Annotated in this window: 20 protein-coding genes; 4 read left to right on the forward strand and 16 right to left on the reverse strand. The window is 45.5% G+C overall.

Annotation, left to right across the window (positions count from 1 at the left end):
* Positions 1-41 precede the first annotated feature (41 nt).
* The 3 genes from DWZ44_RS06855 to DWZ44_RS06865 all read right to left on the reverse strand — a co-directional run bounded on the left by DWZ44_RS06855 (position 42) and on the right by DWZ44_RS06865 (position 2,167).
* Positions 42-713, reverse strand: a complete 672-nt coding sequence (locus DWZ44_RS06855; RefSeq protein WP_227093800.1) for a hypothetical protein — start codon at positions 711-713, stop codon at positions 42-44.
* Positions 714-842: 129 nt separating this feature from the next.
* The gene (locus DWZ44_RS06860) at positions 843-1,604 is read right to left on the reverse strand and encodes a sulfite exporter TauE/SafE family protein (RefSeq protein WP_055226166.1); all 762 of its coding nucleotides are present in this window, start codon (positions 1,602-1,604) and stop codon (positions 843-845) included.
* A gap of 140 nt (positions 1,605-1,744) precedes the next feature.
* Positions 1,745-2,167: a MarR family winged helix-turn-helix transcriptional regulator gene (locus DWZ44_RS06865; protein ID WP_055226165.1), complete on the reverse strand. Its 423-nt coding sequence runs from the start codon at positions 2,165-2,167 to the stop codon at positions 1,745-1,747.
* Positions 2,168-2,392: 225 nt separating this feature from the next.
* On the opposite strand from DWZ44_RS06865, the gene DWZ44_RS06870 reads away from it, so the two are divergent.
* The gene (locus tag DWZ44_RS06870) at positions 2,393-3,733 is read left to right on the forward strand and encodes an MATE family efflux transporter (protein ID WP_117804471.1); all 1,341 of its coding nucleotides are present in this window, start codon (positions 2,393-2,395) and stop codon (positions 3,731-3,733) included.
* A gap of 210 nt (positions 3,734-3,943) precedes the next feature.
* Here DWZ44_RS06870 and DWZ44_RS06875 read toward each other — a convergent pair whose 3' ends face one another.
* The 3 genes from DWZ44_RS06875 to DWZ44_RS06885 all read right to left on the reverse strand — a co-directional run bounded on the left by DWZ44_RS06875 (position 3,944) and on the right by DWZ44_RS06885 (position 6,579).
* Positions 3,944-4,684 (reverse strand): energy-coupling factor ABC transporter ATP-binding protein, encoded by a 741-nt coding sequence (locus DWZ44_RS06875; RefSeq protein ID WP_117804472.1) that lies wholly within the window; start codon positions 4,682-4,684, stop codon positions 3,944-3,946.
* A 110-nt stretch (positions 4,685-4,794) separates the two neighbouring features.
* The gene (gene cbiQ, locus DWZ44_RS06880) at positions 4,795-5,565 is read right to left on the reverse strand and encodes a cobalt ECF transporter T component CbiQ (protein ID WP_117804473.1); all 771 of its coding nucleotides are present in this window, start codon (positions 5,563-5,565) and stop codon (positions 4,795-4,797) included.
* A 21-nt stretch (positions 5,566-5,586) separates the two neighbouring features.
* On the reverse strand, positions 5,587-6,579 hold the full coding sequence (locus tag DWZ44_RS06885; RefSeq protein ID WP_117804474.1) for an energy-coupling factor ABC transporter permease: 993 nt from the start codon (positions 6,577-6,579) through the stop codon (positions 5,587-5,589).
* Between the two features lie 505 nt (positions 6,580-7,084).
* Between DWZ44_RS06885 and DWZ44_RS06890 the strand changes: the two genes are divergently transcribed.
* Complete coding sequence (locus tag DWZ44_RS06890) at positions 7,085-8,542, forward strand: alpha-L-fucosidase (protein ID WP_117804475.1); 1,458 nt, start codon at positions 7,085-7,087, stop codon at positions 8,540-8,542.
* 64 nt (positions 8,543-8,606) lie between these two features.
* On the opposite strand, the gene DWZ44_RS06895 is transcribed toward DWZ44_RS06890, so the two are convergent.
* The 8 genes from DWZ44_RS06895 to DWZ44_RS06940 form a co-directional block, all read right to left on the reverse strand.
* Positions 8,607-10,178 carry an AAA family ATPase gene (locus DWZ44_RS06895; RefSeq protein WP_117804476.1) on the reverse strand — a complete coding sequence of 524 codons (1,572 nt, stop codon included), beginning with the start codon at positions 10,176-10,178 and terminating at the stop codon, positions 8,607-8,609.
* Positions 10,179-10,294: 116 nt separating this feature from the next.
* The gene (locus DWZ44_RS06900) at positions 10,295-10,489 is read right to left on the reverse strand and encodes an LPXTG cell wall anchor domain-containing protein (RefSeq protein ID WP_117804477.1); all 195 of its coding nucleotides are present in this window, start codon (positions 10,487-10,489) and stop codon (positions 10,295-10,297) included.
* A 175-nt stretch (positions 10,490-10,664) separates the two neighbouring features.
* On the reverse strand, positions 10,665-12,458 hold the full coding sequence (locus tag DWZ44_RS06910; RefSeq protein ID WP_117804479.1) for a family 43 glycosylhydrolase: 1,794 nt from the start codon (positions 12,456-12,458) through the stop codon (positions 10,665-10,667).
* Between the two features lie 385 nt (positions 12,459-12,843).
* A complete protein-coding gene (locus tag DWZ44_RS06915; RefSeq protein ID WP_117804480.1) occupies positions 12,844-14,112 on the reverse strand; it encodes an extracellular solute-binding protein in 1,269 nt (422 codons plus the stop codon).
* A 554-nt stretch (positions 14,113-14,666) separates the two neighbouring features.
* Positions 14,667-15,881, reverse strand: a complete 1,215-nt coding sequence (locus tag DWZ44_RS06920) for a M56 family metallopeptidase (protein ID WP_117804481.1) — start codon at positions 15,879-15,881, stop codon at positions 14,667-14,669.
* 29 nt (positions 15,882-15,910) lie between these two features.
* Positions 15,911-16,276, reverse strand: a complete 366-nt coding sequence (locus DWZ44_RS06925; RefSeq protein WP_022461242.1) for a BlaI/MecI/CopY family transcriptional regulator — start codon at positions 16,274-16,276, stop codon at positions 15,911-15,913.
* Positions 16,277-16,398: 122 nt separating this feature from the next.
* Complete coding sequence (locus tag DWZ44_RS06930) at positions 16,399-17,328, reverse strand: calcium/sodium antiporter (RefSeq protein ID WP_117801807.1); 930 nt, start codon at positions 17,326-17,328, stop codon at positions 16,399-16,401.
* Positions 17,329-17,809: 481 nt separating this feature from the next.
* Complete coding sequence (locus DWZ44_RS06940) at positions 17,810-19,648, reverse strand: six-hairpin glycosidase (RefSeq protein ID WP_117804483.1); 1,839 nt, start codon at positions 19,646-19,648, stop codon at positions 17,810-17,812.
* A gap of 357 nt (positions 19,649-20,005) precedes the next feature.
* On the opposite strand from DWZ44_RS06940, the gene DWZ44_RS06945 reads away from it, so the two are divergent.
* The gene (locus DWZ44_RS06945; RefSeq protein WP_117804484.1) at positions 20,006-21,202 is read left to right on the forward strand and encodes a cation:proton antiporter; all 1,197 of its coding nucleotides are present in this window, start codon (positions 20,006-20,008) and stop codon (positions 21,200-21,202) included.
* An 86-nt stretch (positions 21,203-21,288) separates the two neighbouring features.
* On the opposite strand, the gene DWZ44_RS06950 is transcribed toward DWZ44_RS06945, so the two are convergent.
* Positions 21,289-23,277 carry a right-handed parallel beta-helix repeat-containing protein gene (locus DWZ44_RS06950; protein ID WP_117804485.1) on the reverse strand — a complete coding sequence of 663 codons (1,989 nt, stop codon included), beginning with the start codon at positions 23,275-23,277 and terminating at the stop codon, positions 21,289-21,291.
* 125 nt (positions 23,278-23,402) lie between these two features.
* The gene (locus DWZ44_RS06955; RefSeq protein ID WP_117804486.1) at positions 23,403-25,427 is read right to left on the reverse strand and encodes a right-handed parallel beta-helix repeat-containing protein; all 2,025 of its coding nucleotides are present in this window, start codon (positions 25,425-25,427) and stop codon (positions 23,403-23,405) included.
* Positions 25,428-25,672: 245 nt separating this feature from the next.
* On the opposite strand from DWZ44_RS06955, the gene DWZ44_RS06960 reads away from it, so the two are divergent.
* On the forward strand, positions 25,673-26,545 hold the full coding sequence (locus DWZ44_RS06960; protein ID WP_117510717.1) for an AraC family transcriptional regulator: 873 nt from the start codon (positions 25,673-25,675) through the stop codon (positions 26,543-26,545).

Here is a 26,545-nt window from a genome sequence, read left to right on the forward strand (position 1 = left end):
GCAAGGCAGGTCGCCCTGCGGTGATGTTTCCTATGTCGTGATTATCTGTCCCTGTCTTGGGATTTCTTTCTCTGCTTCGGCTGAGAGTTCTGTTTCCCCTCTTCCTGAAGCTGTCTGAGCCTGTTTCGCACACTTTGTCTTTCGGGCGGTCTGTGCTGTTTCTCGGCAGGTTTCTGTCCGTTCTTAACTGCCTGCTCCCATTCTGCAAGGTCTTGGTTATACTGTGTCACAATAGCCTCTGCTTTGCGGTAAGTTTTCATAAATGCCTGTACATCAGGATAACCGTCATCGGTCAGAATATCGGGGAGTTTATCCAGTTTTTCATCAAGTTCGGCTTCGATCTGCTGTATCTGTTTTTCCAGAGCTTTTCGTTCCTTACCCTTGAAAATACCCGTTGTTTCCGCAAGCTGCTGTCGCAGATTCGGGAGTGTGACCTCCTGTATCTTCTTGATTGCTTTCGCCTGTTTCTGTACCTTTAGCATAAGGGTCTGCATTGTGCGGAACTCGTCCATATCCATATTGAGGACTGGCTTGGGTGGCATATCCTTTTCACGGATGATGGCTTGCAGAAATTCCTTTGCCTTGCCTACGATACCTCGGAACAGGTTTGGAAGCCAACCGTTTTCACGGATGGACTGACCGGCTTTGTCGTGGATTTCGGTCTGCTTGATTTCCAGTATCTTTGCTTCTTCAATGCCCGATATGAGAGCCAAATCCGCTGTTCTGTTCCATTCCTGCCTTGCGGTGTTATCTGCTTCGATTTCGGCAGCCTTGGGATTGTTCTTACCTATCTTTTTTGTGGGGAGATACACGCTGTTCTTATCAAACACTTTCTGACGTAGTTAGAAAAACAACATCACCACTCCCAGCGCACAAAGCAAAATTCCCGTCACGCGGTTCAACATTTTCACATTTGCCCCGTTGGCCCATTTCGCTCCAATCTGTGCAAAGACCAGGGTACTGATGACACAGGCAATCAGAATTGGAATGTCCGGCGCGCCGCCGATATAAAAATGAGAGATTGCACCGGTCAGAGCTGTAAAGGTCATAATAAAGACGCTCGTTCCAACTGCTGTTTTCAGCTCATATCCGAGCACGCTTGTCAGCACCAGAAGCAGCATCATGCCACCGCCTGCTCCGACAAATCCACAGATAAATCCAATCACAACACCGCAGAGAATCGACTGCTGGATTTTCTGTTTTTCTGATTTGTTTGCCTGTACTTCTTTCGTCGTCATGATCGGACGGATGATAAATTTCAGTCCGACAAACAGTGTCATCACTTTCGAAAATCCGCCCATGGTTCCATTTGGCACAAGCGAAGATACGAAGCTGCCGACCAGTGTAAAAATCAGAACAGATATCAGCATAATCACGCCGTGGCGGATATCAATGTTTTTATTCTTTTTATAAGTCCAGGCACTTACTCCTGATGCCAGCACATCCGATGCCAGCGCAATGCCAATCGCCTGATAAGCCGGCATGTGTAAAAAGGTAATCAGCATCGGTGAAACAACGGCCGCTGCGGAGAGTCCCGCAAGTCCCGTGCCAAGGCCGGCGCCAAGACCAGCCACAATACATACGATAAGTTGTGTTATTGTCATAGTTTTTCTGTCATCCGCTTAGATCCGTTGCACTTTTCCTGTACTTTGCCATTTAGGGGCAGATGACTGTTTTCCTCCTCTTTCTGTTTTTGTTTTGTCTTATTTTTCTATTATGTTCTTCTCTCTGGCTTTCAGCGTTTTTATTTTTCCGTCACGTTCCTCCGAATCAGCTCGCATAATCTGAGAAATTCTTCCCTGTCTTCTCTGGAAATTCCGGAAAACAACGATTCTCCAAACGCTCTCTGGCAATCCTGTCCAAAGCGGATAATTTCTGATGCACTTTCTTCTAGCTTCAAATGCACTTTCTTGCGATCCGCCGCATCTGTTTCTTTTTGAATGTATCCTTTTTCACACAGCTTGTTCACTGCCAGTGAAACATGCGATTTCTGCATTTTCCGCACACGCACAATATCCACTGCAAGATCAAACTGGCTGTTATTCGCAAGAAACAGCAGAACATCCACTTCCGCAGCTGACAGATCATAACGCACCATGACCTTTTTTCGGTACTGGTTGTATTTTCGTTCTACCTCCACTGCAAATTGCCATTGTTCATCAAACATACTTTTTCACCTTCTTTTTTAACTTGATATTCTTATTTGTTCTATTTTGAACTTTTTTGTATAATAGTTCTTTTTTGAACATTTGTCAAGGAGTGTACACGGAAAACGTTCGAACTTATAAATCTAAAGTATTTTTATAAAGTGCAGAAAATTATATTCTTGACTCTATAATTATTGTAGGGTTTACTATAATCGTAACATTCTACAACAGGAGGTTTCCCTATCATGGAACGAAACTTAACAACCGGCAGTATCTGGAAAAATATTTTCTATTTTTCGCTGCCTTATCTCTTATCGTATTTTCTGCAGACGCTCTACGGCATGGCAGATCTTTTCATCATCGGTCAGTTTGACGGTGCGGCCGGTACAACAGCCGTTTCCATCGGCAGTCAGGTTATGCATATGATTACCGTTATCATCGTGGGACTTGCCATGGGAACGACTGTCAGCATCGCGCAGGCCGTCGGCGCAAAAGATAAAAAGCAGGCATCACGCTGCACAGGAAATACCATCACTTTATTTCTCGGTGTTTCCGTCGTGCTGATGGTAATCCTGCTTCTTCTGGTAAAGCCGATCGTACTTGTGATGTCCACACCATCCGAAGCCGTTTCCGGCACCGTCGCTTATCTGACGATCTGTTTCATTGGTATTCCATTCATCACCGCGTATAATATCATCAGTTCCATCTTCCGTGGACTTGGTGATTCGAAAAGCCCGATGTACTTCATCGCAGTCGCATGTGCGGCCAATATCGCACTCGACTATCTCTTTATGGGCGCCCTGCATCTTGGTCCATCCGGTGCCGCGCTTGGAACCACGCTTTCCCAGACACTCAGCGTCATTCTGGCACTGATTGCGATCCGCAAACGTGATACTGGCATCCGTCTTACCCGGTCGGATCTCTCCCCTCAGACAGCTGTGATGGGACAGATTCTTAAAATCGGTGTTCCGATCGCCCTGCAGGATGGTTTTATTCAGATCGCCTTTATCATCATTACCATCATCGCTAACCGGCGCGGTCTGGAAGCAGCGGCTGCAGTCGGTATTGTAGAGAAAATCATCAGCTTCCTGTTCCTGATTCCATCTTCCATGCTTTCCACTGTTTCGGCGCTCGGCGCGCAGAACATCGGTGCTGGAAAGCAGAAGCGTGCCGAACAGACCATGTGGTGTGCTGCACTGATTGCTGTCGTTTTCGGACTGATCGTCGCTATTACGATTCAGTTTATTTCCGTTCCTGTGGTCGGTCTTTTCACAACAGATGCGGAGGTTGCACGCCTCGGCGGTCAGTATATCCGCGGTTATATCTGGGACTGCATTTTTGCTGGAGTCCACTTCACCTTCAGCGGCTATTTCTGTGCCTGCGGACGGTCGGAATTTTCCTTCCTGCACAATATCATTGCCATTCTGCTTGTTAGAATCCCCGGTGTGTATCTGACTTCCATCTGGTTCCCGGACACGCTGTTCCCGATGGGCATTACAACGGCATGTGGATCTCTGACCTCTATTATCCTCTGCCTGCTGGTGTTTCGGTACTTAAAGAAGAAACCGATTCGTACTGCTGTATAAATTTTCTTTGGAGATATCTTTATGACAGACGATCGCAGGAAATCACCTTAATTGACAACGGAATGACAAGCGATCCAGAAAAATTTGTAACAGAAATCCGAATCCCGATTCGACCTTCGGATTCTTTTTAAAAACAACAACCGGGAATATCTGATTTTTTGATTTCAGATATCCCCGGGTGTTGTTTTCTTTTGTTTTTTTCGGCCTTTTCTACCACACCGGCTTCTGCAGGCAGAACGGCAGTTCCAGTCCGTTTGCCTCAAGAAGCTCTTTGTTTGTCAATATTTCTTTCGTATCCCCGTCGCAGACAATCCGTCCACCGGCCATCAGAATCACGCGATTGCAGGTTTCCAGAATCATATCAAGATCATGCGATGCGATGATTTTCAGATGTTCAAAATCGTTCAGTATATGAATTAACGTTCTACGGTTTTTTGGATCGAGTGCAATCGATGGTTCATCCATCAGAATGATATCCGGTGTCATTGCGAGGATCGTGGCGATCGATGCCATCTTTTTCTCACCGCCCGACAGCTTATAAATCTGCTTATCCCGTAAATGCCCGATATGAATCTGTTCCAATGCATGGCTGACACGCTGTTCCACTTCTGTTTCCAGCAGTCCGTAATTGCGTGGTGCAAATGCCACGTCCTCGAATACCGTCGACATAAACAGCTGACTGTCCGAATCCTGAAAGACGTAGCCTATTTTCTCGCGCACCTTCGGAAGCATCTCCTTTACAACCGGCATCTCCTCTACACGGATACTGCCTTCGTAATCCGGATTCAGCCCGACCAGCAATTTCAGCAGCGTGGATTTCCCGACACCATTCGCTCCAATCAGCCCGATGCTGTCATTCTCGTGTGCAGTAAATGTGATATCCTGCAGAATCGGGACTGTTTTTTCGTAAGAATAATTAACATGTTCAAAATTGATGTGAATATGGCTCATTTTTGATATCTCCCGACAATTCTTTCCTCTTCCGCATGCAGGCCACTGCACCGGGTTGCTTTTCTACATCTTCCGACTCGTTGCAAATAGATGTCTCCCCACATAGCATTTCATCCCGTTACCTTCAGCACGGCAAAAAGTGCAAGCCACACACCCAGATACAGCCAGTCCTTCGCTTTGCACGGCTCCTTCGCTGTATAGTAAAATTCTCCCCGATAGCCGCGCAAAGTCATGCTTTCATACACCTCATTTGCGCGGTCCATGCTGCGCAGAAGCAGCTGGCCGGCCAGTGTTCCCCATACCTTGAACTGAACACCCTTCTGATTCGGCGCGCGCAGACTGTACGCCTGGGTCATGCGGTTTGCCTCCTCGAGAAGCACTGTAACATAGCGGTACGTCAGCAGCACCTGTGTCACCAGAATGGCAGGGATGTGAAGCAGACGCAGTGCATAACAGATTTTTTCGATGGATGTTGTCGCAATCAGAAGATACGCCGCCAGTACGCTGTAAATGCCTTTGATCATCAGCGTCACCATGGAAAGCATCCCTGCTGTCAGCGGAACGGTACCAATATACCCGATTACCTGACGGTCAAAAATCGGATTAAACAGCCCCACAAAGCAGACAAGCGGCAGAACAATCCGAAGCCGCCGGATGCTGTCGCTTAACGAAATTTCGCCGACAATAAAGAGCACAATCGGATAAATTCCCATGCGCAGCAGGCCGGTCAGATCGTACTTTGGAAAGGACATCGTTACGGTCAGAAAAACAATCGTCAAAACGAGTTTAACCAGTGGATGAATTTTGTTCACCCACTGGTCTTTCGCCGCAAGCATGTCCATATGATGAATTTCATATAATGCATTGCCAAGTTTATTCATTTTTCTCCTGTTCCGTGCAGCTTATGACTTTTTCTTTTTAAAGAAGCGGAATGCATAGCATGCACCGACACAGACAACAAGAACGACTGCGGATCCCGCAATTCCGGAAAAGCTGGTTCCAAATGTGGAATCGGAATTTTTAAATCCATAGTCCGGCAGAAGTGCCGTTTTTTCCTGAATTTCTTCCGCCGTTGCATGTGCGCCGGTTCCGTCGTTTTCCAGTTCCGTCGAGCCAGTCAGACGCTCCATGGACCACTCAAGTCCATCCGGATTGGAGGATGCCGCAAGAGAAACAGCTCCGCCGATCACCAGTGCTGCGATGCCTAAAATCGCAATTGTCTTCTTGAAAGAAAAGCGGCTCTTTGCCCTTTCTTCGCTGCACGAAAGCATCTCCGGACGCGCTTCATAGACGAACAGCAGAACGGCCGCTGTAATCAGGCCTTCTACAAGACCAATCGCGAGATGAATCGGCTGCATTGTTGCCACAAATACAGAAAACGGCAGATCCGTAATACCGGATGCAAGTGTTTCCAGCGCCACACTGAAAGCACCAAGCTGCAGCGTCACCACGCACCCAAGGATGGAAGCACCTACAATCTTTCCGCGCGACATTCCCTTTTTCATCATCGGACACCAGAACAGGAAATAGCCGAGAAAGCACCCATAAAACGCCATATTCCAGATGTTGCACCCAAGCGCCAGAAGACCGCCGTCCGCAAACAGCAGACACTGGATCAGCAGCACACCGATCATTGTTAAAAATGCGGCGTACGGTCCGAGTAATGCAGTCAGCATCATCCCTCCGCAGAGATGACCACTCGATCCTGTGCCCGGAATTGTAAAGTTAATCATCTGCGCCGCAAAGACAAACGCACCCATCACTCCCATCACTGGGATCTTTTTCGGGTCGCTCTCCAGGCGTACTTTTTTTACAGAAAAACCAGCTGCTCCGCCGGAACAGACATACATTGTTGCAGCCACTGCAAGCGCAACCAGCGCATCAGCCATATGCATAATGTTCTCCTCCTTTTCGTTTTCTGTTTTTTTCTTTTTTTACTTTACTACGCTAAAATTCGTCCTGCAAGCCCCCGTGGGGGTTATTTTTTCAGATTTTTCCACGATCCTTTTTGTTCACTTTTACCGATTTTTTATGAACATTTTGTTTAAAATTAAAGGGTGACTTTTTAACATTTATATGGTATTCTATAGACAACACAGACGGATACCCCGGTGTCGGGAGTCCGTACACACACTATCTCGAGGACAGGATTCCTGTCCGATCCGCGGCCGCCTGCACGTCATCGGGTCGCCGCGGTTTTTTCTATAGAAAAAAGCCCTCCGGGCAGGATCGCACTGCGGAAGCGAGGAATTATGTCGCTTTTTCAACCCGCTGCAGCCAAAGAATCCCATAAAGCAGGATTCTTTCTTAATTGTAGTGCCAAAACCGGTTCTTTACGGGTTCTGGCTGTATTTTCGAGTATTGGTGTGAATTTTATCTTGATGAGAAGGAGACTCTCTTATGAGCACAGAGAACTTAGAACACGAAGATCAAAACAGAACACCAGAACCGACCATTGATATCCGGAGCAATGAAGCACCCGCTGATCCGGAACAGGAAATTGTTTCCCAGGGTGTTCACAACTACAGCGCCGCTGAAACGTATGTGCGTCCGACCGATCCGGCCATTCTGCAGCAGCTTGAGTGGTTCCAGGACCAAAAACTGGCACTGATGATGCATTTCGGTCTGTACTGCCAGCCGGGTATGGTTGCTTCCTGGGCATTAAGTGACAAGGATTCTGACTGGTCCCGCCACCAGGTAAACTGGGCAGACGGAGAAACGTTCAAAAAACAGTATTTTAATCTGAACCGTTCGTTCAACCCAGTCCGCTTCCAGCCGGAGGAGTGGGCACAGATGGCAGAGGACTGCGGGTTCCGCTATCTGATTCTGACCACAAAGCATCACGACGGATTCTGCCTCTGGGATACGAAATATACCGATTATAAGACAACCGCAGAGGACTGCCCGTTCCATGAGCACAAGAATGCGGATATCGTGAAATCCATGTTTGATGCATTCCGTGAGAAAGGCATCGGCATCGGCGCTTACTTTTCCAAAGCAGACTGGCACTGCCCGGACTACTGGAATGAGGAGCTTAGAAAAGACGGCATGACATCCCGCGGACCATCCTACGATCCGAAGGAGTACCCGGAAGTGTGGAACCGTTTTAAAGAATATACAAAGAATCAGGTGCTGGAGCTCTGCGAGAATTACGGCAAGCTGGATATTCTCTGGTTCGATGCCGGCTGGGTGTGCGAGCATAACGGACAGGATATTGATCTTGGCGACATCGTTGACGAAGCGCGTAAGATTCAGCCATGGGTTCTCTCCGTTGACCGTACGATCGGCGGCGCTTATGAGAACTACGTTACCCCGGAGCTCTGCATTCCGGAAGAGCCGCTCGGTGTTCCGTGGGAGAGCTGCCTGACACTCGGCGTAGACTTTACGTACGAATACGGCGATCACTACAAATCTCCACGTGAACTTGTCGGCCTGCTTGTCAACATCGTTGCCAAAGGCGGAAACATGGCACTGAACGTCAGCCCGCAGCCAGACGGCCGTATCCCGGTCGACGCCTGGGACAGCCTGAACGGCTTTGGACAGTGGATGAAAACATACGGCGACGCCATCTACGGAACCCGCATCTGCGCACCGTACCAGAGCGGAAACCTTTCGTTCACACAGAAGGGTGACTCCGTGTATGTATTCCGGCTGTATCCGACGGTGCAGGAATCGGTAGAGGCTGAGATTTTCGTGCCGTATACAGAAGAGAAGATTTCGGATATCTGCATGGTGGAGAATGGGGAAACGGTTGCTTTCAGAGAAGTGGAAAGCGGACTTTGCATCACCGTTCCGGCAGGATACCGAAGAGGCTCAGCACCGATTGCGCTGGTGTTTGAGATGAAGAAAGCGAAATAAACGACAGAAGCCCCATAGACACTTATTTTTGTGTACTCTGGGGCTTCAATAATTTCCCAATATTCTACTTTTGATATCTTTCTATCCTGCATTCATGCTCTTTCGTAGCCTTATCATAATTAACCGCCACGAGCAGCAAATTTCCCTGGTATTCTTCCAGGCTTCGGCAGTATTCTTTTTTTTTGATCTGCTGAATCGCACCTTCTGCTGATTTATCCCATTTCAGTTCTACAACCAATGCTGGTTTATCTGCGAATTTTTTTCTCGGGACAAAGACCAGATCGGCGAATCCTTTTCCGCCCGGCAGTTCCCGGTATACCTGATAGAAATTTCTTGCGGCATAAAGTGCAAGGGAAACGGTATAACTTAATGCATTTTCATCATTATACTGAAGCATTGACGTCTCAAAATGTGCCTCTTTGATTCCTTCTGCTACCTGCTCCGGGCGTATTTGCCAGATTGCCTGCAGGGTGTCTGCTGAGTTTTTAAGTGCTTTTGAAATCTCACCCCAATCTGAAACTGAGACTGCGTTGATATATTCCGCCCGCACTTCCGCATTCGGAATGAAAACACATTTATTTTTCTCGTCATATCCCAGATAACCAAGATGAATCAGCAGTGTAAACACATCATCTTCTGTCCGAAACGTCGTCATATCGTTTGTGAAGCTGCCGGTATTGACTGGTACGGTTTCGCCGGCGATCATGCTCAGTACGTCGTCTTTCAGGCCATCGAAGTTGAGATCAATATAGACCTGCAGTGCTTCAAATGTTTCCGTCTGATTCCAGTAATTTTCGATTTTGCGGAAGCGCATGCAGTTTACGACAGATCGCGGGCTGTAAACAGACGGCACTTGTTCGAAAGAATATCCGTCGTACCAATTTTTGACTTCTTCCAGATCCATCTGATACTTTTCGCAGAGCTGTTTCACTTCCGCTTCCGTAAACCCTACATATTCCGCCAGCGGTCCCGGGCTGATCATGGAGAATTCATCAAACATGTTTAAAGCAGAATGCGTTCCATATTTTTTAATCGGCAGGATTCCTGTCATATATGCCAGATGAATATAGCTCTTGTCCTTCATCAGATTCCGCAGAAAATCCAGATATTTTTCCTGCGCTTCCCGGTCTGTTTTAAATTCCCGGAACACGCAGTCCCATTCATCGATAATGATTACATACGGTATTTTCGTCTGCTGATACACATCCTGCATTGTCCGTGCCAGGTTGGTCTCGTCAAAATATCGAAAATCCGGATACTCGCCCAGCAGCTCCCACAGAACGCTTTTCTGCAGCAATGCAATCATCTCCGTGACATTCCCGCTCTGGCTCAGGAAATCCTGCATATTCAGAAATATCGTGTTATATTGATTGGCGTACTTCTGAAAATCTGGACTTTCGGAAATTTTAAACCCCGAAAACAGTTCCTCCGCCCTGCTCTCACGACTGTAATAGGCAGCCAGCATATTGGCAGCCATTGATTTTCCAAAACGACGCGGTCTGCTGATGCATAAGTATCCCTGCATCGTATTCAGAACGCTGTTCGTGTAATTCAGCAGCCCTGTTTTATCAACATAAATTTCGGACTGAATCATCTTTCGAAACGCTTCCCCATCCGGATTAAAATAGGTTCCCAATCTGCTGCTCCTCCTTCTCCTGTTTAATAGTTATAGTATATTCTTCCACACGAACTTTATCAAGAAAATACCAAAACAATATCATTTTCTTTTGACATTGTTCCGGTATTTTATGTTTATGATTCCTGCTTATCTTCTTTCTTTTTCCTGTATGCCGCCGCGATTCCAATGCCTGATGCGATTACACCGAAGATCCATTTTCCCGGGGAGGTCTGGTCGCCGGTGGATGGATTGTCTTTTCCGGTCTGGCTGTCTGGGGTCTTGGTTGGAGACAGGGTTGGTGAGACAGATGCTTTCTTTCCACCAAACACGAAGGCTTTGGAACGGGAACCTCATCGGTGCAGAGCACAGCCGAACGATACCACGGAACAGCGCAGTTCCGGTGCGTGAACGGGGTGTTTTATGCCTCGGTATTATTATATGGAGACGAAAAGAACCCTCAGTAGTTCTCAGCTGCTGAGGATTCTTCCCATGTTCGAATCGTTTTTATAATTTGATGACTTTCGTTCCTTCGGTAATTCCATTCTCATTAAATGCATCCACTCTCACATACACCGTCTCCCCTTCTACCAGTGCACCGATGTTCTGCTCTGCCGTAAAGGTCATGCAGCTGTGATACAGTTTATCCGGCGCAAATCCCCAGAGGACGTTGTATCCGACGGCATCTGCCTGCGGCTCGATGGTGATGCGCATATCCATTGTTCCAACGCGCTCTGCCTGGTACTGCGGCTCGGTTGGTTTTTCGCCGTTTCCAAGGCCGAAGACGCGGAGACCGGAAACGCATGGATTCTGGCTGTACGGTACTTCAAAGACGGTGAGTTTCAGATAGCGGATCTGTACGCCTTCTTCTTTTACAACGAAATCATGCGGCAGGTTTGTCTCTGCGTTGGATTTGTCTTCTAATACAAAATAGTTCGTGCCATCGGCGGATGCCTCAAGGAGCCATCTGGTCTTATGCTGGCTCGGGTCGATATATCGTTCCCCCTGACGCTCGCCCGGCAGAGGTGCATCGATTTTGTCATCTGCAAAATTGATCTGTACGGCGCGGACATCTTTTACCTCACCAAGATCCATCGAAATCCACTCACCCGGCTGATTTCCGGCTGCGCGCCACCAGGTCTGGATATTTTCATCTGTCGCAAACGACGGTTCTCTGCCTTCTTCCGAGGACGATGCCGTCATTGCTTTCTGATAGCTTAAGAGATACCACTCCGGTTCTGCCCACGGGTCTTCTTTTGCCTGCTCCACCGCCATCGGCCAGTCGCCGAACTGCTGATTGCAGAACAGGACACCATCTTTGTCGAAGCCAGCCCGCCAAATGCCGACGCGGCGCTCCATATCGTGGTTTTTGCTGATCTGCATCGTCGCGGTGTGCCACCAGTTTCCATAGCGGTCTTCCATCGTCGAACCGTGGCCTGCACCGCGCAGGAATCCGCCCGGTTTATAGGAATATGGATTGTTCTTTGCCAGACGGAACGGGCCAAGCGGGGAATCACTCTCGTAAACACCGTCACCGTAAACGTTGTATTCCGTTCCCGGGCCGGCATACTGGAGGTAATAGGTTCCGTCATGCTTCGTCATCCATGCGCCCTCGATGAATGGTCTCTGGCTGAACATGATTTTGGCAAATCCAATCTGCTCCTCCGTCAGTTCATCGACCGGTTTTCCCTGTGCTTTCAGAAATTCTTTAAATTTTTCTACAGCTTCCTCTTCGCTGAGCGGCATTTTGGAATGGTTTTCTCCCACACGCTCATATCCGATTCTTTCCGGATTTCCGTAAATCAGCTCGATCCGCTCGGTCTTCGGCACCATTGTCTCTTTGTCGAGCTCGACGCCCCAGATCGGCGTCACGTTGTTGCAGCCCCAGTAAAAATAGAGTTTTCCATCATCATCGAGAAACAGGTTCGGATCCCAGAAATCGAAAGTTCCCGGGATGCGCTCGAACGGACCGTTCAGGATATCTTTTGTGCGGTAAAAATCACAGATCGTGCCGCGGCGGGATGCGCTGAAATAGACGTAATCGCCGACCACGCGCACATCCGGCGCATAGTCATACAGCGGCAGGCTGTCCGGCAGACGGTGGCTCTCCCAGTGAACCATATCCTCCGAAACCCAGACGCTCAACGTCATGGATGCAAAAATATAATATTTTCCCTGAAATAAAATCATCGACGGATCGGCGGCCTCGCGGGAAATCTTGTCCTCGCCGCTTCTCATATCCTCGATAAACTGGTAACGGTAATCCATGTTTAATGGATTGCAGAAATACTGTTTTTTCATGAAGTTTCCTCTTTCCGGACCGTACGTAAAAACCCCTGTTCGTACATCCTTTTTTCTCATTATAAAAAAAGTTTAGCATATCCTGCGCGGAAAGGAAATGTTCTGATTTGACTTTTTTGTTGCACTTTTTGGACTGTTTTTTGTCTCATGTATTGGACAAATTCCTGTCAAAAATAATACTCTTTGATATGCATCTTTATATATGTTGCTTAGCATTTAAACAGCGCAGATCATTAACTGATCTCTAAAGCAAGGGTGAAAAGCCTATTTTTTGAGCTCTCACCCTTGAATATCATAGAACAACGATTTCATTTACAGACTGTTCCACAGTATTCCGGAAAATCTGTTTCTTGCAACTCTCACTCCACAGAACTGATTTTTTATGTCATTTTTGTATCTTTTCCTTCCATTTCTGTATTGTTTCTGTAAAGACATGCTCTTTTTGCTTTTCATCTTCCTGCGCCTCATACTTAGATAGTAAGGAATTAAGTTCCCTGTCCCATATCGAATAAAATCGAACGGTTTTTACTTCTTCCTGTATCGTTTTGATTTGTTTTTGATCTTGTCTTGAAAGACTCCGCATTCGTTTTTCCAGTTCCTTTTTGTAAATAGAAACCCCTTGCGGAAATCTTATATTGCTTGCCTCTCTTCTATCTTCTAACTCTATTCCTTTTCCTGATAAAACTTCTTCACTGTATAGCATTTGTAAAAAGGAGACTGCTTTTAAAGGTTGCTTTGTGTTCTTATTAATTCCTGCATAAAGTGTAACATTTGCAGTGAATCCGCCTTCCTGATTCGGCATTGCAAATACCGTATGAACTGTTTTTTCACCTCCAAGTTCTTCCAAATCATTTAGACTTACTACTCCTGTATCTTTTATTTTCCAGTTTAAAGCTAATGATCTTGTTTTTAATGCTACTGTTTCATCCAAAACTTTTTTTATCTGCTCTTCCGAATATAGAAGTGTTTTTTTCTTATAATCAACTACCTCACTAAATGTATCAAAAAATTGAACCCCACTTCTTTGCCCTACAATCTGTTGAATTGCTTTTTCTTTTTGTCTGGCTAATTCCAGCCAGTTTCTTGATATTTCTGTGTTTTCCGGTAAATCCTGTGTTGTAAATGCATATAGAAAATAATCGTATGTCATAGGAAGCAGTATTTGTTCCTCATTAGCCATACCTGCAGACAAAATCCTCTCTTCTAAAATATCTATATCAAAATATTTCATGTATGGTTTCAACGAAAGAAAGGTTCCCTGATACATTTCTTTTTTGGGGTCCTCAAAAACAACTGCTCTTTGCTCACTCCAGGTCGGATTCGGCCCCTCTGCCAAAAATACATCCGGCCCTTCTCCTGTCGTAATTTCATTCTGGATCTCCTGTACTTTTTCTTCCGAAGCCTTTTGCCCTGATGGGATTACCATTAATTCCACTCCATTATTTTTATATATTTTCTTCCAGGCTGCCACTATTTGAAGTACCGTTTTTTTATTTTCTTCATCAACACAAATTTTTAATGGCATTTCCGTTTTCTCAATTTCAATCTTGGCTTGCGTATCTGCATATACCGTTTCTGCATTTAAGCTCCCACTGACTAATGTGATGTTAATCAGAATCAAACCAAAAATTTCTTTCAACCTTTTTCCCATCATTATGCTACCCCCTATGTTTCTATATAGCACAAGGCTATTGCATGACTTCTGTTTTTTTACATATCATACAACAGCCTTGTGTTTTAACCATTAATTATCATATCCGTGACAAATTGTTCTTGTTTCTTTCACATTAGCAGTATTTCCTGCATTACAATTTAAACATTTTGTAGTTTTTATTCCTGTTCTATACTGCTTCAAATCAGTCCCCCATGCGTGACCATGGGTACATGTAACTGTACCACTGCTTATCCAGCTTCCCCATACGGTTGACGATGTTATTCTTCCTCCACATCTCGGGCAAACTGCAGCATACAGCATAATTTCTTCATACGCAAAAATATTCTTACTTTCGATAACATCCGCTTTTGTTACATTGGCAGAAAATGTACTGGCCAACATTAAGGTCATTAGAAAAATGGAAATTTTTTCTTTACCGCTTTCATACTTTTCTCCTTAAAAATTTATTATACCTGTCAACATACGTTCTACATTTGTATAACAAAAATACCATACTTCCTACTTTTTGTCAATCTTTTTCTACATTTGTCTAATTAATCATTATACCCATGGCAGACTATTTTTTCTTGCCTGATCTTTATCTCAAAAAAATTTTCACATTCATTACACCTGATTTTTTCTACTCCATATCTGGCTTTCTGTAAGTCATCTCCCCATGCATATTGATGTGTACATACTACATTTTTTTCATTTTCCCATGCATTCCAAACCACTTCTCCTTGTACCGCAGCTTTGCATTTGGGACAATTTTCTATATGCGATGATGACCATATTTGTCGCGCTATTTGCATTTCCGAAAAACTCAAAATAATTATTCCAAAAAGAAAAACAGTGACGTATATTCGAAGTTTTTTTCTTGCTAAAAACACATTGTAAAATCGTTCTTTCAGTATCTCTGTTTCTGATACCATTGAAACAACTCCAGACAATTCTTTTTTCGTTTGTTTTGAAGCCACTTTTAAAATAACATTGCAATAATCTTTCCGTTGCGTCAGATTCATATGTTTTGTAACAGTCTCATCACAGACACATTCGATATCTATATTTGCCATTTTTTGCACCCACAGCATTGGGATACAAAACCAATAAACATCCCTTATAATTTGAAGAAACCTTTTATACCATAAATCGTGTTTTTTCTGATGTGTCAATTCATGTAAAAAAATCAAATACCATTCTTCATAGGAGTAATTTTCCGTTTCCAGCATTTCTTGTGGAATCAATACTTTTGTATTTCGTACACCAAACAACATAGGAGAATAAAAATCTTGATTTTCACAGACCCATATTTCTGTTTTTTTTATTTTACAAACTTCGCTTGCTTTTTTTAGAGCTTCTAATACGGAATTTTTTTGCATCTTTTTACATTCTGCAAATATTCTTTTTTTCCATATTCTATATTGTATTGCGTGAAACAAAAGACATAAAATCATCCCTGCAATCCATATATATGGCAAAAATTTTTCGCCTGACATCCACCCTCGAATTGAAACATTTCCCATTTTCGTCATGATCGCGGTCTTTTGATTTTGTTCCCCGATATAATATGCCGGCATAGAAATCATAAAAGGATGTTGCCGAAATTTCTCTGTCACACTCCAAAACGGAAAGCACATTTTAAGTGTCAGAAGTATCCAGACTATCTTTCTCCAGTAATGACCGAGCCTTTTCCCCATTATTTTTTGTACAACATATGCCATAAATGCGACTATGCCTATTGAAAGATTCCACTTTATGATAAATGCCATCTGTAACTATATCCTCTACACCACTTTTTCTATTTTTGTCTGTCAATAAATTCCTGCAATTGCTTAACCTCTTTTGAGCTAAGTTTTTCTCCATCATACAGTGCCGATGCGAATTTTGCTAATGACCCTTGAAACATTTTATCTAACATGTTTTTTCCAACCGTGCCTATATAATTTTCTTTTTCTACTAATGGTACATAAAGATTTGATTTCCCGTTCCTCACTTTTTGAATAAATCCTTTTTTTTCCAAACGAGTAAGCAATGTTAAAATGGTACTCGGTGCAACATTTTTCTCTACATTCAATTTTTCTTCAACTTGAAATCGACTGACAGGTTCCTCATATTCCCATATAATCATCATAATTTCCTGTTCTGATTCTGGTAATTTTTTCATTTCTACTCTCCGCTTTTCTCTACTTTGATCAGATTATAGCATATGTTCCAGAAGAATGCACTTCAAAAGCACCGGCCAAATGGTCGGTGCTTAAATAATGGTTTCATCAAAAATGGTTCATCTTATACCACACATAAATATGCAAAATATCCTGCATAGCATAAAAGCATAACGACACCACACGTTTTCCGTAATTCCCTGTTCTTGTACGTCCCAATCCATAAAACCAGACCTGCCAGAATTGCGATTCCTGTGTCTACAATAAATTTAGTTTCAAATGGCACAGGACAGATCAGTGCGGCTGTTCCAATTACAAATAAAATGTTAAAAATATTGCTTCCGACAATATTTCCGATTGCAATCCCTGCATTTCCTCTTTTTGCTGCTGTCACAGATGTTACCAGCTCTGGAAGAGATGTTCCGAGAGCAACAATCGTCAATCCGATAAAACGCTCACTCATTCCAAAGTATCGGGCAATCTCGGTTGCCCCGCTGACGGCAAAATCACTTCCTTTTACAACCAGGACGCCGCCTGCCACCATCAAAAGAAGACATTTCCAGACAGGATAATTTTTCGCTTCCTCCTCTTCCGGATTTTCCCCTTTTTTCGACATTACAAACAAATAGCCAAGATATACAAGAAACAGTGCCCATAAGACTATGCCCTCGGCAAACGTTACTTTTCCTCCTGTCATTCCGCATATCATTAAAACTACCGTAACAAACATCATAAACGGTATTTCATAAAACAAGGTAGACCTTTGTATTGCCACATTTGTTATTAATGCCGTAAGTCCGAGAATAATAAAAATATTCAAAATATTGCTTCCAACCACATTTCCTATCGTAATTCCTGCGTTCTGCTGCATCGCTGCGGTAATACTTACAGCAGCCTCCGGCATACTCGTTCCCATTGCAACAATGGTAAGTCCGATAATCAGCTGGGGAATTCCAAACTTTCTTGCTATGCTTGCAGACCCTTCCACAAACCAGTCTGCTCCTTTTACCAGAAAAAGGAAACCCACTATCAAAATCCCTGCCTGTAACATCATACGTATCTTCCTCTCTTTCTTTTGCATTCTTTGCAGCAGGTGTTATAGGCATAAAAAAAGAGACTCCTACTGCATCTACAGTAAAAGTCTCGCTATTTAATCACTTTCCGAGTTATTGAATATCAATAGCTGTACTGACGAAGAAGTGAACACGGTTGGCTAGCTACTCCCTTTTATTTTTTCAGTTTATCAAATTTCTTTTTTTTCGTCAACGTTTTTTATTTCTCTTTTTAACCGAATCAAGCAAGTAGCGAAGCGGATTGCGAATATCCGCTTTGACAAGAAAAAATAGAGTATGGATTGTTTCCATACCCTTTTGATTTTCACAAATCCTTTGTCTGGTTCTGGTTTTATTACATCATCATTGAGGAAAATCATATCATTATTCTTACACCATGCCGGAATCCATCTTCTGCAAATCCCAAAAACCTCCAAACTGAATCACTCTGTATGATTTCAGTTTGAAGGTTCTGGTCATTCTTTATTCCAGATTCATGCACAATCCCCAATCCTGGTCATTGGCATACGGATCAGCAAAATCGGTTTTCTGGCCGTTGACGGAATACGGATACAGGTACGCACAGGTCGCTGTTCCATCCTCAAAGAACATGGACAGCACGCCGCGCAGGGAATGCTCACCGCGAATATTATATTCTTCGTTTCCGGTCAGGCGAGCGTAACGCTTGAAGGTTCGACCGTTTTCTGCACTCCAGTAGTGCGGGAAAGTGTCTCCGAAGACTCTGCGTTTTCCGAACCAGTAGCCGTCCCAATGACGGATTGCAATTTCATGCAGATGGTAGTCCGGCTGCTGGCCGTCGAAGAGTTCGAGGACGGCGATCTGCTGCTCGGCTCCGCGCAGGTATTTTTCTTCCCCGGTCACTTCATAAACCTGAAGAATGACTTCAGCCGCCGGCTGTACGATCGATTGCTCGTAATTTACTTCCGAAGCCGGATAAGCCGTTCCAATCTCAATCAGTTGATCAGCATGACGTCGGAACAGATCTCTTACTGTTTTCAGATCCTCCTGTTCTCCTGCTTTTTCCAGCTCTTGACAGAGCATCACAATCGGCATTTCAATCGGATAAAAACGGAATCCATCCTGTTCATAAAATTTCTCTGTGATATGAACTGCTGTCTTCAAATCTTCTTTTTCTCCCCACAGCTTCCAGCATTCAAGAAAGAATGTCACTGCCCATGGGTAGTTGTAAAGCCGGAAATAGCTGTTGTCTTTTCCTGAGCAGTTGCAAACAAGACCTGTTGCTGCATTTACCAGCTCGCGAAGATAGAATGCATGGTACTCACGAAGGCTTTGCTCCGCTTTTTCCCGGTCTTTTAAAAGATTCTGCTGCAGTGCCCGTGCAATCAGCACACCCATACCGGTACGCTCCCGTCCGGCATTGAAATCGTTTTCCGGCGTGCAGACGAGAATTTTTTCTTCGTTATCATACGGCAGATAGGCACCTTGCAGTTCTTTGATCTTTCCATGATACTGCTGGTGATCGACGATAAACGCACACCGTTTTGCCGCCAGTGTTTCCGGCCGCTCCTGCACGAGAAGACGGCAGGTGGTTTTCACCTCGTCGGCACAGATCGAAAGTACATACTCCCCTGTTTTTTCATTTTCAAACAGATATTCATAAACACCATTTTCCGTCTTTTCCAGCGATGTTCCGTTTACCGTCACTTTTTCCGCCGGAAATACCGGTTCAATGGTTACCTTACTCGTCTCTCCCGGATAAATCACATACTGCTCCGCATCCACCAGAATCACCTGGGAAAATGCTCTTAATTTCTCCCGGAAATCTTCGCGTCCCTGATGCGGAAATACTTTCCACTCCAGCTTCATTGTATCTCCCGGCGCAAATTCCTGTGCGGACGGGTGCAGCCAGAAGCAGCCTCTGTCATTGCTCTGCAGTTTCAGATCGCGCTCAATACTGTAAGCAGAAAGACTGCCTTTTGTGAACACCATTCCCAGATGCGGAGCCGCACCGCCCATGCGGAGCGCCATAATATAACTGGTATTCTCCCCACAGAAAACATGTGCATGACACCGATAGTCACGGCAGGTCACACTGTCCGTGTAGCGGTCCTGCAACGGAAATGAAACCCCAATACTTCCGGCATTTGTAAAATACGAATGCGCACCGTTGTAAGAAACCACAATCTTCGTTGTCAGCACATCTCCGTCTTTCTCATTCTGCACCTCCGCTGAAAACTCCGGAGGACATTTCACTTCGGCATACGGAAAATCCTCACGCAACCAGTTCATCTGTTTTGGATCTTTCGAAAATACAATTTCTTTCACGTTTCCAACTCTCATTTTTTCTTTCCCCTTTCGTTTTTTCTTTGATCCCGCTTTTTAAACTCCATGTAAAATTTATTTGCTGCTTTGATCATACTATATCTACATGCTCTTTTCTATATCTCTTTTTCCATTACCATTCACTGCTCTTAATCTGACAATAACCCTCACAATCCTCTTTTCCAGTTTTGTTTTACAAAAGAACGGTTCCATACGCCTGCATCATTTTTCCGTTTTACTTTATTTTTTCTTTCTTGCCGATAGTATTTTTTCTCAATTTTTGTTATACTGAAAATGTATGCGTATCAAACTCCGGCATTGCTCTTTCAAGCTGCCGACACATACATAAACTTCATAAAAGGGGGTATCTTTTTCATGGATACGTATGTCATTTTAAAAGACCTGGCAATCATTATCGTATTCGCAAAATTGTTTGGTATTCTTGCCAGAAAATGCAAGGCTCCGCAGGTTGTGGGCGAGCTGATTGCCGGTATTGTCCTTGGACCCAGTGTGCTGGGACTCGTTCAGCAGTCTGACTTTCTCGCACAGATGGCGGAGATCGGTGTCATTTTGCTGATGTTCTCCGCAGGTCTTGGCACCAGCCTGAAGGATCTGCTCCGCACCGGAGTGAAATCCCTGCTGATCGCCTGTGCCGGTGTTTTTGTTCCTCTGGTTCTTGGAGCCGTCTTATACATGAGCTTTTATGGCTTCTCTGCTGTCGGAACGGAAGAATTTTACCACGCTGTTTTTATCGGTGTTATTCTGACTGCAACATCGGTCAGCATCACCGTACAGGCCTTAAAAGAACTCGGCAAACTGAAAACAGAGGTTGGAACAACCGTCTTAAACGCAGCTATCATTGATGATGTCATTGGTATCATTGTGCTGACTGTTGTCATCGGTTTTAAGGATCCGACATCCAATCCGCTGAAAGTAGCAGCCTCCACCATTCTGTTTTTTGCCCTTGCGATTGTGCTCGGTTTTCTCTGCTTTAAGCTGTTCAACCGCATGAACTCCGTATTTCCGCACACCCGCCGTCTCCCGATTCTGGGTCTTGCACTCTGCTTCGGACTGTCCTACATTTCCGAAAAATATTTCGGCATCGCCGATATTACCGGTGCATACGTTGCGGGCGTTATCCTGTGTTCCCTCGATTCTTCCGATTACATCGAAGAAAAAATGGATATCAGCTCCTATATGATTTTCGGACCGATTTTCTTTGCAAGTATCGGACTCAAAACAACGCTCAGCGGCATGAACGAGAAATTCGTACTCTTTGCCATCTGTTTCGTCATCGTCGGCCTTGTCGCAAAAATCATCGGCTGTGGCCTGATGTCAAAGGGATGCGGCTTTACCTGGGGCGACAGCCTGAAAATCGGTGTCGGTATGATGACCCGCGGTGAAGTCTGTCTGATCGTCGCGCAAAAGGGTCTGAATGCAGGCTTTTTATCCGGCGATTTCTTCAGTGCCGTGATTCTGCTGATTCTCTTCTCGAGTGTTGCAACACCGATTATACTGAAAATCTTATACGCGAAAATGCCGACGGCAAAAGATTCTGCAAAGGCATCCTGACTTTCCTTTTACCAAAACAGGGCGCTGTGCCATTTCCTGCACAGCGCCCTGTTTTTTTCATATCAACCGGTAAGTTCTGATTTCTTCTACCACAGAATCTTCTCTGCCTCAGCTCCATCCGCAAACGGTCCCGGCATTGCTGCCACGCCGCGGTGCTCGCCAAGATAGTCCTGATCGAAGATAATCGTGCTTCCGTCCGGATCTTCGAATCTCTGCTCCGGCTCGAAGGCGTATCCTAAAATATCACTGTTGATAATTCCCGTCCGGAAATCCTTCAGGAACTCATACACGTTCGTCTTGATGGAATAGTGGCCGTCTTTTTCCACAAGTTCCACCTTAACCTGGTTCTCGTTATCCATAAGATTCTCTTTTTCATTCACACACGCCTTTGCTCCGTTAAAGTAAGCGTTTCCGTTTACCCAAACCGGCAGATGACATTTATTGTGATACGGCTCCAGCTTGCTCATGTCGGCCGGTTTATCCAGCTCAAAGTGGCTGATCCACTCGTCATAGGTCGGATACTCGTCGAACACATGCGTTCCGACCTCCTGGTTATCCTCCATCTTGAAGCCCATGTCCTCAACCGTTTCTGTTTCCTCAACCGGGTAATTCTGGATAAAGATGTTGTTGTAGAACCGGTCATCGCCATGCAGGAATGTCATGAATCCGGCAACCTCGGTACGGTGACGGATGTGATATGGCGTGTAACGGTCTCCTGTTCCGCCGCCAACTGCAGTTAATGAGCCAAGCATCAGATTGTGTACGCAGGCAATACCATCGGTCGCCATACGAACGCTGACCGGTGAGAGCATAATGTTGTTATCGATCAGTGTCGGACCATGGCCAACCTCGATGAAAATATCCTGACTCATCATTGCGCCCTCTGCCTTTGGTGTTCCCTCCGGCGGGCAGTTGTCGTGCAGCAGGTTCTGGGTCAGGCGTGTTCCCTGTGCCTCCCAGTCGCACCAGATGCCCATCGTACAATGATGAATGTGATTTCTTCTCATCACAACATCGATCGCTGCATGCATCTTGATACCGGAAATCTCGGCTCCGCCAAGCTGCTGCATATTGTTGATGTTGTGAATGTGGTTGTCCTCAATGATACTGAACACACCGCCCATCCGTCCGACAATACCGGTCTGCTCACAGTGATGGATGTGGCAGCGGCGGATGATATGGCTTCCGATGTTCTCCTTCGTCCAGCCGTGATACTGGCCGCGGCACACAGCATCACGCTCCATCTGGGTCGGGCTTTTTACGTGTTTTCTGGTAAAGTAATGGTCGTTCTCCGGATCGTAATATTTTCCGAGCGAAATACCGCAGCACTTGCTGTTGCTGACCTCACAGTCCTCAATAATCCATCCCTTCGACCAGTGCGGACCGATCATACCGTCCTGATAAGCAGCCGGCGGCGCCCATGTCGTTGCTGCCTTGCTGACATCAAATCCACTGAACGTAATGTAATTTACGCCTGTTTTCGACGGCATAAAGCAGTTCCGGCGCACGTTGATTTCTACTTTTTCCTCCGTCGGGTTTTTACCCTGGAAGTTTGCGTAGATGACCGTCTGATTTTTCTCTTTGTCCTGCTCGGTATACCATTTGTAAACCGACCACTCCGGCTCCCAGGACGGCGCATAAACCTCGCCCTTGATACACTCCTCGAGCGTCTCTGCCTCGTATAACTGGCGGTCTTTCAGATAAACCGCGCCGGTATGGCGTACCACCGGTGCAAAATACCAGTCACCGCCGACCATTGTCGTGTATGGGTTATAATTGCCAAACACTCCGTTGTCTACACGGCATACCCACACATTATCTTTGTAATGCTCCCAGTCATTCATCGTTTCCGCACCGGTGATCTTTGCGCCGAGCGGCTTCTCACTCTTATAGACGATTCTTGTATCCTCGGTTCCTCCGTTGACCGGATCAACATATTCATGGTAAATACCAGGTGCAACCAGAACTTCATCTCCTGCCTTTGCAATTTTTGCCGCATCGTTGATGAACTTGAACGGCATCTCTTTTGTTCCGTTTCCATTCTTCGGAGCGGAATTATTGACATAGTAAATCATTTCTCTATACTCCTTTTTGTTATAGTAAAACCCGAAAACACTGCAAAAAAGGCTGTGACGCAATCATTCACTCTCTGCGGCGCTGAATTTTTTACGCTATTTTTTTGCGGGTCTATAGAATTTCTTTACGATAATGCTTCTTCCGCAGCCTCTTTTGATGCAAACGGGCCCGGCAGCGGATGAATGCCCTGACGGTTTCCGAAGTAGTCATATCGGAACACGATCGGCGTTCCATCCGGATTCTCATATTTCTGTTCCGGCTCAAATGCCATGCCAAGCGTCTCCGTTGAGATCACTGCACAGGCATTCTGCGGCAGATAATCGTAAACATTAGTCTCCAGTTTCCATTTTCCGTTCTCTTCTTTTACACCGATGGTGATTTCATGCTCGGTATCCACTACAGCGTCCTGTTCCTGCTCTGCCGGCTTCGCCCCATTGAAGTAAACGTTGCCGCCAAGCCATACCGGCAGCTTCTCGTAATACAGATCCGGTGACTTTCCGGAGCCCATTCCGCAGTAGCCCTCAAATCTTGCCACGTACTCCTCCAATGTCGGATATCCGCTGTACGGTGCGGTTCCTGCTGTCAGATTTCCGTCATCCCACTCATTATCTCCGGTCAGTTTACGGATTTCTTCCATTCCCGCACGAACCGGCTTCTGGATGAAGATATTATTGTAGAACCGGCAGTCACCGTGAAGAACCGTCATAAATCCGTTGATCTCCGTGCGATGCGGCACATGGTACGGTGTGTAGCGTGGCGACGGCAGCTTTTCGGAGCCATTGTTGACACCGCGGCCGACAGCAGTAAACGATCCCGCGATCAGGTTATGTACTACCGCAACACCCTGCGTTGCCAGCTTCATCGCGCGGTCCGAAAGCAGTACGTTATTGTCCACCAGCGTCGGTCCGTGGGAAATTTCAATAAAGATATCCTCGCCGATGCCGTCCATCCCCTCCGGATTTGCATTCTCCTCGTTCGGCAGCGTATTGTCATGAAACAGGTTCTGCGTAACACGTGTGCCCTGTGCCTGCCAGTCAAGCCAGAGGCCTCTCGTACAGTGATGGAAATGGTTTCTTCGAATGATCACATCGATTGCTGCATGCATCTTGATGCCGCCGATCTCCGCACCCGCAAGGTTCTGTTTATTATTGATATGGTGAACGTGGTTATCCTCAATAATCGAGAACACACCGCCTAAGTGGCCTACAATACCTGTCTGTCCACAGTCGTGGATGTTGCACCGGCGGATGATATGGCTTCCGATATTTTCCTTCGTCCATCCCTCTCGCTGCGCCTGGCAGATACAGTCACGCTCCGTCTGTGTACCATCTTTGAATTTCCATTTGAGCCATTTATTGTCATTGTTCGGCTGTCTGTATTTTCCAAGGGAAATGCCCGAGCACTTCGAATCTGAAATCTCACAATCCTCGATGATCCATCCCTTTGACCAGTGCGGGCCGACCATTCCTTCCTGATATGCCGTCGGCGGAGCCCACTGAGTTGCCGCCTGTTTTACAACAAAGCCGGACAGCGTGATATAACCGATGCCCTCCTTCGATGGATAAAAGCAATTCTCACGTACATTGATTTCTACGGTTTCTTCGTTCGGATTTTTTCCCTGAAAATTCACATAGAAAACGGTCTCATTTTTTTCTTCGTCCTGCTCCACATACCAGGTGTAAACCGTGAATGCCTGATCCCAGGATTTTTTATAGATCTCCGGCTTTTTCACCTGATCCAGACTTGTCACCTCATACATGGATTTTCCATTCAGATACACTTCTCCGGTGTGTGCCGTGTAGGATGCGATAAACCAGTCACCGCTGACCAGTGTCGTATATGGATTGTAATCCCCAAACAATCCGTTCGAAACGCGCGCTGTCCACACATCACCCTCCAAATGCTCCCAGTTATCCACAATTTCCGCACCGGTAATCACAGCTTTTCCCGGTTCCACAGAACGGTACACAATTCTTGCATCCTCACATCCCGCATTCGCCGGATCTACATATTCCCGATATACGCCAGACGCTACAAGCACCTCGTCGCCGGGCCTTGCAATTTTTGCCGCCTCGGAAATCGTCTGAAATGGATATTCCTTCTGCCCATTTCCGCTTCGTACAGCATTTCCATCTACATAAATCTGCATTTTTCGCTTACCTCTCACTTCTTCACTTTTCATAAACTTTTATTGTGAATTTTCGCCAAAATCACATCACTCTTTTTCCGATTTCTGCCGTTCTTCACAATTTTCATATCTTAACCATAATACAGATCCTCGTAAAACACTACTTATATATTGCCGATCATTGCCCAGATGTTTCGATTTTTTCTATATTTTTTCTCTCTTCTGTTGTATAATACCGTTTATCAGATACGGAGGATTCTTTTGCCATGAAAAACGATTCGACTTCTTTTTTCGAAAACAATCATTTTGCTAACAGCTATGTTTACGATATCTCTATTTCGCATGTCCCCGCCTATTTCGGTCTGCACTGGCATCACTATATCGAAATTGTGCTTGCACAGGATAACGGCATTATCTATGAAGTAAATGGAGAAACCTTTCCGCTAAAGCCCGGTGATCTTCTTTTTATCTGGCCCGGCGAGCTGCACGCTGTTTCCACAACCAACAAAGAACATCGCCTGATCATGCTTCAACTCGATGCAGATTTTCTGGAAAAACGCGTGGATTTCCAGTCTGTTGCTTATCTTTTTTATCAGATCCGTCTTCTGAATCAGAACAACTTCCCGGAAATCGAAAAGCTTCGCGGATTTCTGACAGAGCTTCGCAGGCTCTCCCTCTCCGGTATCAGTTTTTCTGAACTGCGCGGATGCGTTCTGCTATATCAGTTTTTTATTCTGCTCGGCGAAAATCTCTCCGTGCCGACCGAAACTGCCGCACCGCAAAAAACAGGCCATTCCGCACAGGTACACCGCCAGATGGTTGCTGCATGTACCTGGATCTCAAGTCACTGCACCGAACCGGTTTCCCTGGAAGAAGCATCAAAAGTCGCCGGATTCTCCCGCTGCCATTTTTCCAAGCTGTTCCGCGCATACACCGGCCTCTCCTTCACGGATTTCGTCACCAGGGAACGGCTCCATATCGCCGAAAACCTGTTAAAAAAACCGGATCTCACGATCACCGAAGTGTCGCTCGAATCCGGTTTTAACAGTATTTCTACGTTTAACAGAGTCTTTTTGAAATCAAAAAATGTAAGCCCTACCGACTTCCGTCAGATGTACCTGCAATCCTATCAGAAATAG

The organism is Blautia sp. AF32-4BH, from assembly GCF_003460565.1.
Classification (GTDB): Bacteria; Bacillota; Clostridia; order Lachnospirales; family Lachnospiraceae; genus Fusicatenibacter; species Fusicatenibacter saccharivorans.